The 16,342-nt window shown below is 67.2% G+C and carries 8 protein-coding genes; 6 read left to right on the top strand and 2 right to left on the bottom strand.

All coding sequences use genetic code 11. From position 1 onward, the window contains the following. Positions 1-109: 109 nt before the first annotated feature. Positions 110-928, bottom strand: coding sequence for an NADPH-dependent 7-cyano-7-deazaguanine reductase QueF (gene queF / locus R5H29_RS14235; protein ID WP_155030217.1), 819 nt, complete (start codon positions 926-928; stop codon positions 110-112). 491 nt (positions 929-1,419) lie between these two features. After that, on the bottom strand, positions 1,420-2,739 hold the full coding sequence (locus tag R5H29_RS14230) for a M20 family metallopeptidase (protein WP_155030218.1): 1,320 nt from the start codon (positions 2,737-2,739) through the stop codon (positions 1,420-1,422). Positions 2,740-2,924: 185 nt separating this feature from the next. Between R5H29_RS14230 and R5H29_RS14225 the strand changes: the two genes are divergently transcribed. The 6 genes from R5H29_RS14225 (at position 2,925) to R5H29_RS14200 (ending at position 16,311) form a co-directional block, all read left to right on the top strand. Beyond that, positions 2,925-4,169, top strand: coding sequence for an efflux RND transporter periplasmic adaptor subunit (locus tag R5H29_RS14225; RefSeq protein WP_019661485.1), 1,245 nt, complete (start codon positions 2,925-2,927; stop codon positions 4,167-4,169). Positions 4,170-4,243: 74 nt separating this feature from the next. Continuing rightward, complete coding sequence (locus tag R5H29_RS14220) at positions 4,244-7,477, top strand: efflux RND transporter permease subunit (protein ID WP_019661486.1); 3,234 nt, start codon at positions 4,244-4,246, stop codon at positions 7,475-7,477. A 31-nt stretch (positions 7,478-7,508) separates the two neighbouring features. Continuing rightward, positions 7,509-10,631 (top strand): efflux RND transporter permease subunit, encoded by a 3,123-nt coding sequence (locus R5H29_RS14215; RefSeq protein ID WP_332329324.1) that lies wholly within the window; start codon positions 7,509-7,511, stop codon positions 10,629-10,631. A gap of 326 nt (positions 10,632-10,957) precedes the next feature. Beyond that, on the top strand, positions 10,958-13,015 hold the full coding sequence (locus R5H29_RS14210) for a TonB-dependent receptor (protein WP_332329323.1): 2,058 nt from the start codon (positions 10,958-10,960) through the stop codon (positions 13,013-13,015). A gap of 182 nt (positions 13,016-13,197) precedes the next feature. After that, positions 13,198-15,375: a YccS family putative transporter gene (yccS, locus tag R5H29_RS14205; protein WP_021202133.1), complete on the top strand. Its 2,178-nt coding sequence runs from the start codon at positions 13,198-13,200 to the stop codon at positions 15,373-15,375. A gap of 141 nt (positions 15,376-15,516) precedes the next feature. After that, positions 15,517-16,311 (top strand): SDR family NAD(P)-dependent oxidoreductase, encoded by a 795-nt coding sequence (locus tag R5H29_RS14200; RefSeq protein WP_111098931.1) that lies wholly within the window; start codon positions 15,517-15,519, stop codon positions 16,309-16,311. Positions 16,312-16,342 lie beyond the last annotated feature (31 nt).

The raw sequence follows: 16,342 nt of genomic DNA, 5'->3' as shown, positions 1-16,342 counted from the left end.
GGGGCAGCCCCCCCCGGTTGGGGCGCGCGCGGGGCGGGGGGCCCGGGGCGCGCCGGGGTGGGCCGCGGCCCGCCCCCCCCCCCCCACTACCGGTAACCGCCTGCGGCGGTTACTGCCGCAGCTCGCGGTAGGTCGCGGCCGGGGCGACGATGCCCGGGCTGGCACGCCAGGGGTTGATGTCCAGGCCACCACGGCGGGTGTAGCGGGCCTCAACCTCCAGCCAGTGCGGCTGGCAGCGCGCGGACACCTCGCTGAAGATCCGCTCAACACACTGCTCGTGAAACTCGGCATGCTCGCGGTAGCTGACCAAGTAGCGCAGCAGGCCGGCGCGGTCGATCTTCGGCCCACGGTAACGCAGGCTGACCGTGGCCCAGTCCGGCTGGCCGGTGACCGGGCAGTTGGACTTCAGCAGCGCCGAGACCAGAGTCTCCTCCACCACCTCGCCCGCATCGGCGGCGAGGAAGTCCGCCTGCGGCGGGCCGTAGCAGTCGATCTCCACGTCCAGCCCGTCGATGGATTCGCCAAGCGGCGTCTCTTGCAGCTCCGGCAGGCCGAACTCCACCTGGACCGGCGCACCGGCGCAGGCCGACAGATCCGCCACGATGCGCGCGCGCAGCGCCTCGGCGTTGTCGATGCGGGTGCTGTTGAGGGAGTTCAGGTACAGCTTGAACGACTTCGATTCGATCAACCGCGGCGAGGTGCACGGCACCTGGACGGTGGCGACGGCGACCTGCGGCTTGCCACGCGGGTCGAGCCAGCTCAGCTCGAAGGCGTGCCAGCGGTCGTGGCCGACGAACGGCAGCGCGCCGTCATCGAGACCGATCTCGGCGCGGGCGCCGCTGCGCGGGATCGGAAACAGCAGGCCGGGATCGTACTGCGACGGGTAACTGACCTCGCGACCGAGGCTGGAATCCTGTGGGGTGTTCATGGGGGGCATTGTATCGCGCGGAGGGCGGGCCTTCGGCCGGGCCGGCCAACGGCGGAGCCCCTCCGTGGTGGGGTGTTGGGTCGTCGAAAGCCTGGATTCCCGGGAGTGGGCCGGGCGGATGGGGCTGGCGGGGACGCCGTGAATCCGTCCCTGGAGGCTTAGCCGCGCCATCCATGGCGCGGATACCCCGCCAGCCCCACCCGCCCGGCCCCCCGACACATTTCTGCCGCCGATCCACCACGGGAAAGATCAGAAAATCAAAATCCGATCCTTCGGACATTTTCGATGTCTGCCATCCACGCATGGCGTGGATCTACCGGCAAGCCACGGGATCGGGTCTGGAGGAAAGCCCCCTGAGTAAGGGGGCGGCCGCGAAGCGGCAGGGGTCTGGAAGCTGGTAAGGGGGGCCCACCGTTCGCGCAGCGAACTGTGGGAGCGACAGCGCGCATGCGATGTCGCGTACCCAGGGCTGCAAGCCCTGCCGGAAACCCTCACCCCGCCGGAGTGCCGGCACCGTGCAGGTAATCCAGGCTCACCTGCAGCAACGCGCGCAGACCCACATCCAGCGCCTTCTCATCCAGCAGGAACTTCGGCGAATGATTGGCCGGCGCCGTCGCCGGGTCGATGCCCACGCTGGTGGAACCGACGAAGAAGAACATGCCAGGCACTTCCTTCGCGTACAGCGAGAAATCCTCCGCGCCCATCTGAAGCGGTGGCTCGTACACGTTGTCCTTGCCCACCACCGCCTGCAGGCTCGGCAGCATCTTCGCGGTCAGCGCCGGGTCGTTCACCGTGGCCGGGTTGCCCTCCGATTCGTAGATGTCGGTCACCGCCTTGGCACCGTGCGCGGCGGCCGTGTGCTCGGCCACGTTGCGCAGGTCGGCGAAGATCTGCTGGCGCATCCCTTCGTCGAAGGTGCGGATGGTGCCGACCATCTCCACTTCATCGGGAATGATGTTGTAGCGGATGCCGCCGTTGATTGCGCCGAAGGTCAGCACCGCCGGTTGCTTGGACAGGTTGGCACGGCGGCTGACGATGGTCTGCGCGGTGCCGACCAGATCGGCGGTGGCGACGATCGGGTCAACACCGTTCCACGGTGCCGAGCCATGCGTCTGGCGCCCGATCACTTTGATGCCGAAACGGTCCGAGGCGGCCATCAACGGGCCACCGCGCACCGCGATCTGGCCGGCCTGCACGCTGGAGAACACATGCAGGCCAAACACCGCCTCCGGCTTGAAATCGGCGAACAGCCCTTCCTTCAGCATGAGTGCGGCACCGCCCTCTTCCGGCGGCGGCGCGCCCTCCTCGGCCGGCTGGAAGATCAGCATCACCTGGCCCGGCAGGTCCTTCTTCATCGACACCAGTGCTTCGGCCACGCCGAGCAGCGTCGCGGTGTGCGCGTCGTGGCCACAGGCATGCATCACGCCCACGGTCTGCCCGCGGTACTGGTCAGTGGCCTTGGAAGCGAACGGCAGGCCGGTCTGCTCGGTCACCGGCAGCGCGTCCATGTCCGCGCGCAATGCGATCTTCGGGCCCGGCTTGCCGCCTTCGATGATCGCCACCACGCCGTGGTGGGCGATGCCGGTCTTCGGCTTCAGGCCCATCGCCCGCAGGCGCTTGGCGACTTCGGCCGAGGTACGCACTTCGCGGTTGGACAGCTCCGGGTGCTGGTGGAAATCACGACGCCACTCGATCACCTTGGACTGCAGCCGCTGCGCGGCGGCGGTCACTTCCGGGCGCTGCCCGTCCTGGGCGTGGGCAAGGGCCGGCAGGGCCAGCAGCAGGGCGGACAGCAGCAGCGAACGGCGCATCACAATCTCCACGGCAGGGGGTTCCAGCTGAATGTAGGGCAACACTGCCGCCACGGGAACCTCCGGCGCGGCATCCGGTCTTAGCGCCCGTCCCATCCGTCATGCAGGAAACGTGATGTGGCACAGGTATGCTTTGCGCATTGCCCCCGGGTCGCGCCCGGTCCAGCCCTTTTGGAGTCCTCGTAATGTCACGTGTTTGGAAGATCGTGCTGCTGGTCGTGGCAGTGCTGGTGCTGGCCGTGGTCGGCCTGCGGGTCATCGGCGGCGGCAAGGACGAGGCTGGAAAACCGGCTGCGGGCGCGCGCCAGGGCGGCGAAGACCCGGATGCGGGCCCGGTGCCGGTGACCGTGGTCGATGCCACCCGCCAGGACGTACCGGTGTACGCCAGCGCGCTGGGCACGGTGACCGCAATGAATACCGTTACGGTCAGCCCGCAGGTCGGCGGCCAGCTGATGAGCCTGAATTTCCGCGAAGGCCAGGAAGTGAAGCAGGGTGATGTGCTGGCGGTGATCGATCCGCGCACTGCCCAGGCCAGCTATGACCAGGCCGCGGCAGCCAAGCGCCAGAACGAAGCCCTGCTGGCCACCGCGCGCTCCAACTACCAGCGCTCCAACGCGCCGGAATACCGCCAGTACGTCGCCAAGACCGATCTGGATACACAGCGAAACCAAGTGGCACAGTACGAAAGCGCAGTCGCTGCGAACGAGGCCAGCATGCGCTCGGCGCAGGTGCAGCTGCAGTACACCCGGGTCACTGCGCCGATCTCCGGCATCGCCGGCATCCGTGCGGTCGATGCGGGCAACGTGGTCAACGCCGGCACCGCGCTGGTCACGCTGACCCAGATCCATCCGATCCACGTGCTGTTCAACCTGCCCGAGCGCCAGCTGGGTGATGTGCGCCAGGCACAGGCCGCCGGCACGGTGCCGGTGGCCGCGCTGGACCGCGCCGACTCGCATGTTCTGTCCGGCGACGGCAAGCTGGACGTGGTCGACAACCTGATCAGTGCGGACAGCGGCACGTTCAAGGCACGTGCGGTCTTCGACAACACCGACAATGGCCTGTGGCCGGGCCAGTTCGTCAACGTGCGCATGCAGCTGCGCACGATCGCCGGTGGCGTGGTCATCCCGACCCAGGCGGTGCTGCGTGGCCCGGATGGCGAATATGTCTATGTCGTGCAGGGCGACAACACGGTGAAGATGCAGACCGTGCGCAGCGGCGTGGAAGTGGGCGACAGCCAGGTGCAGATTGCCGAAGGCCTGAAGGGCGGCGAGCGGGTGGTCAGTGAAGGCCAGTTCCGCCTGAAGCCGGGCAGCAAGGTCACCGCACTGAAGCCGGGCCAGACCCCGGCCGCACCGACCGAGGCCGAGCTGAAGGCGGCCGAGCAGAAGAACGGTGGCGGCGGTGGCCGTCGCGGTGGTGGCCCGCGCTGAGCGCAGGCGACTGTTCTCCCTCGCGCCGGCATGCTCGTCGGCGCCGACATTGAAGTGCCAGCAAGGATCAGTCCGTGGGCTTTTCGACGATCTTCATCCGCCGCCCGATCGCCACCTCGCTGTTGATGGCGGGCCTGTTGCTGCTGGGCATCCTCGGCTACCGCAAGCTGCCGGTGTCGGCGCTGCCGGAAATCGATGCGCCCAGCCTGGTGGTCACCACCCAGTACCCCGGCGCCAACGCCACCACCATGGCCTCGCTGGTCACCACGCCGCTGGAGCGCCAGTTCGGGCAGATCTCCGGGCTGGAGCTGATGACCTCCGACTCGTCGGCCGGGTTGTCCACGATCATCCTGCAGTTCTCGATGGACCGGAACATCGACATCGCCGCGCAGGACGTACAGGCGGCGATACGCCAGGCCACCCTGCCCTCGTCGCTGCCCTACCAGCCGGTCTACAACCGGGTGAACCCGGCTGACGCGGCCATCGTTACCTTGAAACTGACGTCTGACACGCGTCCGCTGCGCGATGTCAACAACTACGCCGACTCCATCCTGGCCCAGCGCCTGTCACAGGTGCAGGGCGTCGGCCTGGTCTCGATTGCCGGCAACGTGCGCCCGGCCGTGCGCATCCAGGTCAATCCGGCGCAGCTGTCGAACATGGGCCTGACCCTGGAACAGCTGCGCAGCGCGCTCACCCAGGCCAACGTCAATGCGCCCAAGGGCTCGTTGAACGGCAAGACCCAGTCCTACAGCATCGGCACCAACGACCAGCTGGCCAGCGCCGCCGAGTACCGCGACACCATCATCAGCTACAAGAACGGCCGCCCGGTGCGGCTGTCGGACGTGGCCGAGGTGGTCGATGGCGTGGAGAACGACCAGCTCGCCGCCTGGGCCGATGGCAAGCCGGCGGTGCTGTTGGAAGTGCGGCGCCAGCCCGGTGCCAACATCGTGCAGACGGTCGAGCGCATCCGCGCGATCCTGCCGCAGCTGCAGGGCGTGCTGCCAGCCGACGTGCACCTGGAGATCTTCAACGACCGTACCGAGACCATCCGCGCCTCGGTGCACGAAGTGCAGTTCACCCTGATCCTCACCATCGGCCTGGTGGTGGCGGTGATCTTCGTGTTCCTGCGCCGGTTGTGGGCCACGATCATTCCCTCGGTGGCGGTACCGCTCTCGCTGGCCGGCACTTTCGCGGTGATGGCCTTTGCCGGCATGTCGCTGGACAACCTCTCGCTGATGGCGCTGGTGGTGGCCACCGGTTTCGTGGTCGACGATGCGATCGTGATGATCGAGAACATCGTGCGGTATATCGAACAGGGCAAGAGCGGCAAGGAAGCGGCCGAGATCGGTGCACGCCAGATCGGCTTCACCGTGCTGTCGCTGACCATCTCGCTGGTGGCGGTGTTCCTGCCGCTGCTGCTGATGCCCGGTGTGACCGGCCGCCTGTTCCATGAGTTCGCCTGGGTGCTGAGCATCGCGGTGGTGCTGTCGATGCTGATCTCGCTGACGCTCACCCCGATGATGTGTGCCTACCTGCTCAAGCCCGATGCCCTGCCCGAGGGCGAGGACGCGCATGAGCGCGCGGCGGCGGCCGGCAAGCAGAACCTGTGGACGCGCACCGTCGGCCTGTACGAGCACAGCCTGGACTGGGTGCTGGGCCACCAGCGCCTGACCTTGGCCGTGGCCGGCGGCGCACTGGTGCTGACCGTGCTGCTGTACGTGCTGATCCCCAAGGGCCTGCTGCCCGAACAGGACACCGGCCTGATCACCGGCGTGGTGCAGGCCGACCAGAACATCGCCTTCCCGCAGATGGAGCAGCGCACCAGGCAGGTGGCCGAAGCGCTGCGCCAGGATCCGGACGTGACCGGCGTGTCGGCCTTCATCGGCGCCGGCAGCATGAACCCCACGCTCAACCAGGGCCAGCTGTCGATCGTGCTGAAGGAACGCGGCGAGCGCGATGGCCTGGAGGAGATCCTGCCGCGCCTGCAGAAGGCAGTGGCCGGCATTCCGGGGGTGGCGCTGTACCTGAAGCCGGTGCAGGACGTAACCCTGGATACCCGTGTGGCCGCTACCGAGTACCAGTACTCGCTGTCGGACGTGGATTCGGCGACGGTGGCGACCCAGGCCACGCGCCTGACCGAAGCGCTGCGCAAGCGCCCGGAACTGGCCGACGTCGACAACAACCTGTCCAGCCAGGGCCGCGCCCTGGAGCTGAACATCGACCGCGACAAGGCCAGCGTGCTGGGCGTGCCGATGCAGACCATCGACGACACGCTCTACGATGCGTTCGGCCAGCGCCAGATCTCGACCATCTTCACCGAGCTCAACCAGTATCGCGTGGTGCTGGAAGTGGCACCGGAGTTCCGCACCAGCACCGCGCTGATGGAACAGCTGGCGGTCGCCTCCAACGGCGCCGGCGCATTGACCGGCACCAATGCCACCAGCTTCGGCCAGGTCACCTCCTCCAACTCGTCCACCGCCACCGGCATCGGCGCGCAGAACACCGGCATCACGGTCGGCGCCGGCAACATCATTCCGCTGTCGGCGCTGGCCGAAGGCAAGGTGAGCAGCGCACCGCTGGTGGTCAGCCACCAGCAGCAGCTGCCGGCGGTGACTGTGTCGTTCAACGTGGCGCCGGGCTATTCGCTGTCCGAAGCGGTGCGAGCGATCCAGGAGACCAAGGACAGCCTGGACATGCCGGCACATCTGCATGCCGAATTCATCGGCAAGGCAGCCGAGTTCACCGGCAGCCAGACCGATGTGGTGTGGCTGCTGCTGGCCTCGCTGGTGGTGATCTACATCGTGCTGGGCGTGCTCTACGAGAGCTACATCCACCCGATCACGATCATCTCCACCCTGCCGCCGGCCGGTGTCGGCGCGCTGCTGGCGCTGATGCTGTGCGGGCTGAGCCTGTCGGTGGATGGCATCGTCGGCATCGTGCTGCTGATCGGCATCGTCAAGAAGAACGGCATCATGATGGTCGACTTCGCGATCGAGGCGCGCCGCGCCGGTGCCAACGCGCATGACGCGATCCGTCGCGCCTGCCTGCTGCGCTTCCGCCCGATCATGATGACCACCGCCGCAGCCATGCTCGGCGCACTGCCGCTGGCGCTGGGTACCGGCATCGGTTCGGAGCTGCGCCGCCCGCTGGGTATCGCCATCGTCGGCGGCCTGCTGCTGTCGCAGCTGGTCACGCTGTACACCACGCCGGTGATCTACCTGTACATGGAGCGCTTCTCCGAGTGGCTGGCGCGCCGCCGCGAACAGCGCGCGCTGCGCAATGGTTCGCTGCAGGAGCCGCAGGCATGATCCACGCCCCGCTGCTGCGGGAGGCCGCACGATGAACCTGTCCGGCCCTTTCATCCGCCGCCCGATCGGCACCGCGCTGCTGGCCATCGGCTTGTTCATGGTCGGCCTGATCTGCTACCTGCGCCTGGGCGTGTCGGCGCTGCCGAACATCGAGATCCCCGTGATCTTCGTGCACGCCAGCCAGTCCGGCGCCGATGCGGCAACCATGGCGTCCACGGTCACCGCACCGCTGGAACGCCACCTCGGCCAGCTGCCGGGCATCGACCGCATGCGCTCGTCGAGCTCGGAAGGCAGCTCGCTGGTGTTCATGATCTTCCAGAGCGGCCACGACATCGATTCGGCCGCGCTGGACGTGCAGACCGCGATCAACTCGGCGCAGGCCGACCTGCCCTCGGGCATGGGCTCGCCGATGTACCAGAAGGCAAACCCGAACGACGATCCGGTCATCGCCATTGCGCTGACCTCGCAGACGCAGTCGGCCGACGAGCTCTACAACGTCGCCGATTCGCTGCTGGCACAGCGCATCCGCCAGATCAGCGGCGTGGCCTCGGTGGACATCGCCGGTGCCTCGACGCCGGCCGTGCGCGTGGACGTCAACCTGCGCCTGATGAACGCGCTGGGCCTGACTGCCGATGATCTGCGCAACGCCGTACGCGCAGCCAATGTCACCTCGCCCACCGGCTTCCTCAGCGATGGAAATACCACCACCGCGATCATCGCCAACGATTCGGTCGCGCGTGCAGCCGACTTCGCCGACCTGGTGGTGAAGACCCAGGGCGATGGCCGGGTGATCCGCCTGAAGGACATCGCCAACGTCTATGACGGCCAGCAGGATGCCTACCAGGCCGCCTGGTTCGACCACAAGCCGGCGGTGGTGATGTACGTGTTCACCCGCGCCGGGGCCAACATCGTGGAGACCGTGGACCGGGTCAAGGCGCAGATTCCCGCGCTGCGCGACTACCTGCAGCCCGGCACCACGATGACGCCGTACTTCGACCGTACGCCGACCATCCGCTCGTCGCTGCATGAAGTGCAGATTACCCTGCTGATCAGCCTGGCGATGGTGGTGCTGACCATGGCGCTGTTCCTGCGCCGGCTGGCGCCGACGCTGATCGCCGCCGTAACCGTGCCGCTGTCGCTGGCCGGTGCGGCGCTGGTGATGTACGTGATGGGCTTCACCCTGAACAACCTGAGCCTGCTGGCGCTGGTGATCGCGATCGGCTTCGTGGTGGACGATGCGATCGTGGTGATCGAGAACATCATGCGCCATCTCGACGAGGGCATGCCGCGCATGCAGGCGGCACTGACCGGCGCGCGCGAGATCGGCTTCACCATCGTCTCGATCACTGCCTCGCTGGTGGCGGTGTTCATTCCGCTGCTGTTCGCCAGCGGCATGATGGGCGCGTTCTTCCGCGAGTTCACCGTCACCCTGGTGGCGGCCATCGTGGTCTCGATGATCGTCTCGCTGACGCTGACCCCGGCGCTGTGCAGCCGCTTCCTCAGTGCGCACGACCACAGCGCGCCGCCGTCGCGTTTCGGCCGCTGGCTCGATGCCGGCCACGAGCGGATGCTGCGCATCTACACCGTGTTCCTCGACTTCTCGCTGCGCCACGCGCTGCTGCTGTCGTTGACGCCGTTGCTGCTGATCGCCGCCACCATCTTCCTGTTCGGTGCAGTGAAGAAGGGTGCGTTCCCGCCGCAGGACACCGGCCTGATCTGGGGCCGGGCCAATTCCAGCGCCACTGTTTCCTTCGAGGACATGGTCAGCCGCCAGCGTCGCATCACCGACATGCTGATGGCCGACCCGGCAGTGAAGACCGTGGGCGTTCGCCTGGGCAGCGGCCGCCAGGGGTCGAGTGCGCAGTTCAACATCGAGCTGAAATCGCGCAGGGAAGGCCGTCGCGAAACCACCGCGCACGCCCTGGCGCGGCTGAGTGCCAAGGCCGACCGCTACCCCGACCTGCAACTGCGCCTGCGCGCTATCCAGGATCTGCCCAGCAATGACGGCGGCGGCTCAAGCCAGGGCGCGCAGTACCGCATCTCGCTGCAGGGCAACGACCTGGCATCACTGCAGGAGTGGCTGCCCAAGCTGCAGGCGGAGCTGAAGAAGAACCCGAAGCTGCGCGACGTCGGCACCGACGTGGACAATGCCGGCCTGCGCCAGAACATCCAGATCGACCGCGCAAAGGCCGCGCGCCTGGGCATCACGGTGGGCGCCATCGACGGCGCGCTGTACGGTGCGTTCGGCCAGCGCCAGATCTCCACCATCTATTCGGACATCAACCAGTACAGCGTGGTGGTCAATGCCCTGCCCTCGCAGACCGCCACCCCGGCGGCGCTGGATGAGGTGTACGTGCGTGCGCGCAACGGCGACATGGTGCCGATCACCGCGGTGGCCACCCAGGTGCCCGGCCTGGCACCGTCGCAGATCACCCATGAAAACCAGTACACGACGATGGACCTCAGCTACAACCTTGCTCCGAACGTGAGCATGGGCGAAGCCAAGGCGATCATCGACGCCACCGTAGCCGGCATGCGCATGCCCGGTGACATCCGCCTGGCCGACGACGCGGGCTTCGGCTTCAACTCAGATCCCAGCGACATGCTGATCCTGGTGTTTGCCGCGATCCTGACCGTCTACCTGGTGCTGGGCATGCTCTACGAGAGCCTGATCCACCCGGTCACCATCCTGTCCACGCTGCCGGCGGCGGGCGTCGGTGCGCTGCTGGCGTTGTTCGGCACCAACACCGAACTGTCGGTGATCTCGATGATCGCGCTGGTGCTGCTGATCGGCATCGTCAAGAAGAACGCGATCATGATGATCGACTTCGCGCTGGTGGCGCAGCGCGAGCATGGGCTGGCGCCGCGCGAGGCGGCACGCGAGGCCAGCATCGTGCGCTTCCGTCCGATCATGATGACCACGATGGTGGCGATCCTGGCAGCGGTTCCGCTGGCGATCGGCCTGGGCGAAGGGTCCGAGCTGCGCCGCCCGCTGGGTATCGCGATGATCGGCGGCCTGCTGTTCTCGCAGAGCCTGACCCTGCTCAGCACGCCGGCGCTGTACGTGATCTTCTCGTGCCTGGCCGAACACTGGCGGGCCCGTCGCGCGCGCAGGCGCGAAGCGAAGCTGCTCAAGCGCGCGCAGCGGGCGTAGAGCGGCCCATCCACGCATGGCGTGGATCTACGGGGGTAGAGCCGGCCACTGGCCGGCTTTCTCCGTACGGCGAATCTGCCGGCCAGCGGCCGGCACTACCGTGGATGCGAATGGTGGGTACGGACCGTGGGCGCGGACCGTTGGTCCGCACGCCTCCAGGTTTGACGTGCCGTAACGAAAAGAGAACAATTCTCATCCAGCCACGGTCCTGCGCCCCGTTGCGGCGCCCCGCTGCCTTCCCCGGCCAGCCTGCGTGATCCCAGCCACTGCCCCTTCCCCCACCCGTGGGCGGATGGCCTGTGGCCGTCCGTCGAGGACCACCATCGATGCTGCCTTCCCGTCTCCCCCGCCTGGCCCTGCTGGCCTCCGCCCTGTCCGCCGCCTGCGCTGCCCATGCCGAAGCGCCGGCCGTCAGCCGCAAAGCCACCGATCTGGATGCGGTGAATGTCACCGCCGAACGCACCCATACCGACGCCGGCGCACTGGGCGACCGCGCCCTGCGCGACACTCCGTTTGCGATCACCGCTCTTGGCCGCGAGCAGATCGAGCAGCGCCAGGTGGTCTCGCTGGGCGAAGCCTTCCTGCTCGACCCTTCGGTCACCACCCAGGTCAGCGCCTACGCCAGCGGCTGGAGCTCACCCATCCGCAATCGCGGTATCGAACTGAATTTTGACAGCTATCGCGTAAATGGCCTGCAGGTCTCTTCCTGGGGTACCGAATGGCCGCTGGAAGTGATGGAACAGGTCGATCTGCTGAAAGGCCCGGGCGGCTTCCTGTACGGGTTCGGTGCACCCGGCGGCATCGTCAACTACATCACCAAGAAGCCGACGGACACGCCCACCTTCTCCGCCCAGCTGGGTTGGCGTGAACAGGGCATCGTCAGCGGCGGCATCGACGTTGGCGGACGTTTCGGCAACGAGCAGATGTTCGGCTACCGTTTCAACGCCTTCCAGGAAAAGGGCGAGACCTTCAATGGTGGGCACGTCGATCGCAAGGTTGGCGCACTCTCGCTGGATGCCCGTCTGAGCGATGTACTGACCTGGACCTTCGACGGCGTATTCCAGTCACGCGGTCTGCGCGAAGAATCGCCGCAGTACTACTTCCGTGGCCTGACATCGCTGCCGCGACCGATTGCCGGGGATACCGACCACAGCGTGCCCGGCACCTACTACGACACCCGATCCAGCCTGCTGTCGACCGGCTTGAACTGGCAGATCAACAGCGACTGGAAAGCCAGCCTGAGTTACGGCGTCACCACCTCGTGGAACGACGTCAACAAGATCTTCGCCTACATCGACAATCCCAACGGCGACTATGACGTCAACGTCTACGAACTGGGCGGCAAGAGCGAGTGGAAGCTGGCCCAGGCGCTGCTGCAGGGCAGCTTCCGCACTGGCCCGCTGCAGCATCAGGTGGTGGCGGGCATCAGCCACCAGACCGGGCTGGGCTGGGACCGCCCCTACGAATGGAACCTGATCGGCCGCGGCAACCTGTACCAGCGCCACGCCATCCGCCACGATGCCGTCGGTTCACGAGTGATGACCCGTGGCGACGAAGCCGTGCAGCAAGCGGTGTTCGCAAGCGATACCGTCGATCTCGGCAGTGGCTGGTCGGTATTGGCAGGCTGGCGTTACAACGACTACGAGACCAGGGGCCGCTACCACACCTACCCGGTCACACCGACCTACGCGGTGATGCTCAAGCCCCGCGAGGCCGTCACCCTCTACGCCAGCTACATCGAATCGCTGGAAGCGGGCAGCCGCGTGGGCAACAGCTACGTCAACGCCGGCGACGTGCTCGACCCGACCATCAGCAAGCAGTACGAGATCGGCGCGAAGGTCGAGGGGGCACGCTGGAATGCGAACCTGGCGGCGTTCCGGCTGGAGCGTGGCGCCAACATCGATGAGCTCACGCCTGCCGGCAAGCGCCTGGTGCAGGACGGCATCACGCTGTACGAAGGCATCGAAGCCAGTGCCGACCTGCACCTCAACGATGCCCTGACGGTCGGCGGTGGCGTCACCTGGCTGGACCCGACCTACGACAGGCTGTCGCCGGCCAGCGCCGCACAGGAAGGCAACCGTACCGCCGGTGCCGCGCGCTGGAGCGGCGTCATGCATGCCACCTACCAGCTGCCGTGGGTGGACGGCCTGGAAACGTATGCGGCCGTGCGCTACTACGGCGATGTCTGGTACGACGCCGACAACACCCTGAAGCTGCCCGACTACACGCTGGTGAATGCCGGCGTCGGCTACCGGCTGCTTGCCTCGGGCCACCCGGTGACCCTGCGTGCCAGCGTCGAGAACCTGGCCAACCGGAAGTACTGGTCCAACGCTGGCGCCGGCCTGCCGCGTACGTTCGCGGTGAGCGTTCGGTTCGACATGTAACCCCGGCAACCCCTTAGTGCCGCCCGCCGGCCGGCTCCTCGCACCTTCGTCCGGGCGCATGAAGAGCCGGGCAACGGCCGGCACTACCGCGTATCGAGCGGAAAATCATCCACGCGTGGCGTGGATCTACCATTTCACGCATGGCCCGCAATAATGGTGGAAGACCCTTCCACCGAGCCTGCATGTCCGCCCGCCAATCCCGCCTCAGCCGCCTGTGGGCCCACGAGAAGGCCAGCTATGGCCTGCGGGTGTTCATCGCCCTGGCCGCAGCGCTTGCCGTGTGCTGGCAGCTGGACGCGCTCACCGCCCTGCCCGGCGTGTTTCTCGGCATCATCGCCAGCGCCATCGCCGAGACCGACGACAACTGGTGGGGCCGCACCAAGGCGGTACTGCTGTCGCTGCTGTGTTTCTGCCTTGCCGCAGCATCGGTGATCTGGCTGTTCCCGTGGCCGTGGATCTTCATTGGCGCGCTGGCGCTGTCCACCTTCGGCCTGACCCTGCTCGGTGCGCTCGGCGAGCGCTATGCGTCGATCGCCCAGGCGACGGTGACGCTGGCGATCTACACCATGATCGGCCTGGAGCAGCATGGCGCCGGCGACCTGCACAGCGCGCTGGACGCGGTCAGCCACCTGCTGGCCGGTGCGGTCTGGTATGGCCTGCTGTCGATCCTGTGGACCGCGCTGTTCGCCAACCGTCCGGTGCGCGAACGCGTGGCGCGGCTGTATCAGGAACTGGGCCGCTACCTGCAGCTGAAGGCCGCGCTGTTCGAGCCGGTGAGGGAAGCAGACCTGCAACGTCGCCAACTCGACCTGGCCGAACAGAACCGGCGTGTGGTCGGTGCGTTGAACGAGGCCAAGACCGCGATCCTGGCCCGCTTCGGCCGTTCCGGGCGGCCGGGCGTGAACTCCGGTCTGTACCTGCGTCTCTATTACATGGCACAGGATTTCCACGAGCGCGCCAGTTCCTCGCACTACCCCTATGGCGCGCTGGTCGACGCCTTCTTCCACAGCGATGTGCTGTACCGCTGCCAGCGCCTGCTCGACCTGCAGGGCCAGGCCTGCGCGCGCCTGGGCGAAGCGATCCGCCTGCGCCGTCCGTTCGTGTATGGCGAAAGCAACCAGCAGGCCGGACGCGATCTGGCCGATGCGCTGGCCTACCTGCGTGACCAGCAGCGCCCGCAGTGGCAGCGCCTGCTTGGTTCTCTGGACCTGCTGGTGCACAACCTGCGCAGCATCGAGCGCCGCCTGCTGGACGCCGAGCGCTCCGAGGCCAGTCTGGACAACGTCGACACCCGCCTGCGCGACAGCAACCCGCACACGTTGCGCGAGATGGGCGTGCGCATCCGCCAGCAGCTCACGCCCGGCTCGGTGCTATTCCGCCATGGCCTGCGCATGGCGCTGGCGCTGATCGCCGGCTTTGCCGCGATACGCCTGTTCAATGCACAGAACGGCTCGTGGGTGCTGCTGACCATCGTGTTCGTGTGCCGCCCCAACTTCGGTGCCACCCGCCAGCGCCTGGCGCAACGCATCGTCGGCACCGTGGCTGGCCTGGTACTGACCTGGGCGCTGTTGCAGCTGTTCCCACAGCTGCACGTGCAGCTGCTGATCGCACTGCTGTCGGCGCTGCTGTTCTTCTTCACCCGTACCGATCGCTACCTGGTGGCATCGGCGGCGATCACGGTGATGGCGCTGACCTGCTTCAACCTTATCGGCGACGGCTTCGTGCTGATCGTGCCGCGCATGGTCGATACGCTGCTGGGCTGCGCGATCGCCGCCGTCGCCGCATTCCTGATCCTGCCCGACTGGCAGGGCCGGCAGCTGCATCTCGTCCTGGCACGCGTGCTGGACACTGCGGCTCGCTACCTGGATTCGGTGCTGGGCCAGTACCGCAGCGGCATGCGCGATGACCTGGCCTACCGCATCGCCCGCCGCGACATGCACAACGCCGACGCCGCGCTGTCCACCGCATTGTCGAACATGCTGCGCGAACCCGGCCATGTGCGCCGCAATCTGGATGCCGGCTTCCGCTTCCTGGCGCTGTCCAACACGCTGCTGGGGCATCTGTCGGCGCTGGGTGCGCACCGCGACCAGGTGGACAGCTATGCTGGCGATCCACTGGCGCTGGCCGCGGGCGATCGCGTGCGCAAGGCACTTCAGCAGCTGGCGACGGCGCTGACCGCGCGGCAACCCGTTGCGGAAGATGACAACGACTCAGACCGCGCGGTGGCCGCCGAGCTGGAGCAGATCGACGAGGCGATGCCGCCGAAACTGCAGCTGATCCGTACCCAGATGGCGCTGGTGCTGCGGATGCTGCCGAAGGTGCGTGCAGCGGCCAATGAGGCAGTGACCAACCTGACCTGATTCCTTGTCGCTGGTCGGACATCCCATCCGCGCGTGGCGTGGATCTACTGCACCGTGTGCAACCGTGTGTTGCGCCTTGGGATGCATCCCGATCACGTTCCCGCGCGGGTACTGGGTGATCCTCTGGTACTGGAATCCCCCATGAAGATCGAACTCGCCGGCCGCACCGCACTGGTCACCGCCTCCACCGCCGGCATCGGCCTGGCGATCGCCCAGGGTCTTGCCGCGGCGGGTGCGCGGGTCATTCTCAACGGCCGCAGCACCGACAGTGTCGAACGCGCCCGCCAGCGCCTGCTCGCTACCGTTCCGGGTGCCGAGGTGATCGGCGTGGCCGCCGATCTCTCCGATGCGGCCGGCGTCGATACGCTGCTGGCCGGCCTGCCCAAGGTCGACATCCTGGTCAACAACGCCGGCGTCTTCGGCCCCGAGGACTTCTTCGAGACCGAAGATGCCACCTGGGAGCGTTACTGGCAGACCAACGTGATGTCCGGTGTGCGCCTGTCGCGGGCACTGCTGCCGGCGATGGTCGATGCCGGCTGGGGTCGCGTGCTGTTCATCTCCTCCGAATCGGCACGCAACATTCCCGCCGATATGATCCACTACGGGGTCAGCAAGACCGCGCAGCTGTCGCTGTCGCGCGGCCTGGCCAAGCGCGTGGCCGGCAGTGGCGTCACCGTCAACGCGGTGCTGCCCGGCCCGACCCTGTCCGATGGCTTCGCGGCGATGTTCGAGGATGAACGCCAGCGCAGCGGCAAGCCGCTGGAGCAGATCGGCCGCGAGTTCGTGATGGCACACAGGCCATCCTCGGTGATCCAGCGCACTGCCACGGTCGAGGAAGTGGCCAACATGGTGGTGTACCTGGCCTCGCCGCAGGCTTCCGCCACCTCCGGCGCGGCGCTGCGCGTGGACGGCGGCGTGGTCGACGATATCGTCTGAGGGTGCTGGCAGGTGTGCGGACCAACGGGTC

It is taken from the genome of Stenotrophomonas sp. A3_2 (assembly GCF_036624925.1).
GTDB classification, from domain to species: Bacteria; Pseudomonadota; Gammaproteobacteria; order Xanthomonadales; family Xanthomonadaceae; genus Stenotrophomonas; species Stenotrophomonas hibiscicola.
The sequence above is the reverse complement of the archived record's forward strand: the minus strand, read 5'-3'. Positions and strand labels throughout refer to the sequence as shown.

What these genes read in the sequence shown, in the direction of transcription:
- queF (WP_155030217.1), bottom strand. Translation starts at nt 928, where the DNA reads ATGAACACCCCACAGGATTCCAGCCTCGGTCGCGAGGTCAGTTACCCG.
- R5H29_RS14230 (WP_155030218.1), bottom strand. Translation starts at nt 2,739, where the DNA reads ATGCGCCGTTCGCTGCTGCTGTCCGCCCTGCTGCTGGCCCTGCCGGCC.
- R5H29_RS14225 (WP_019661485.1), top strand. Translation starts at nt 2,925, where the DNA reads ATGTCACGTGTTTGGAAGATCGTGCTGCTGGTCGTGGCAGTGCTGGTG.
- R5H29_RS14215 (WP_332329324.1), top strand. Translation starts at nt 7,509, where the DNA reads ATGAACCTGTCCGGCCCTTTCATCCGCCGCCCGATCGGCACCGCGCTG.
- R5H29_RS14210 (WP_332329323.1), top strand. Translation starts at nt 10,958, where the DNA reads ATGCTGCCTTCCCGTCTCCCCCGCCTGGCCCTGCTGGCCTCCGCCCTG.
- yccS (WP_021202133.1), top strand. Translation starts at nt 13,198, where the DNA reads ATGTCCGCCCGCCAATCCCGCCTCAGCCGCCTGTGGGCCCACGAGAAG.
- R5H29_RS14200 (WP_111098931.1), top strand. Translation starts at nt 15,517, where the DNA reads ATGAAGATCGAACTCGCCGGCCGCACCGCACTGGTCACCGCCTCCACC.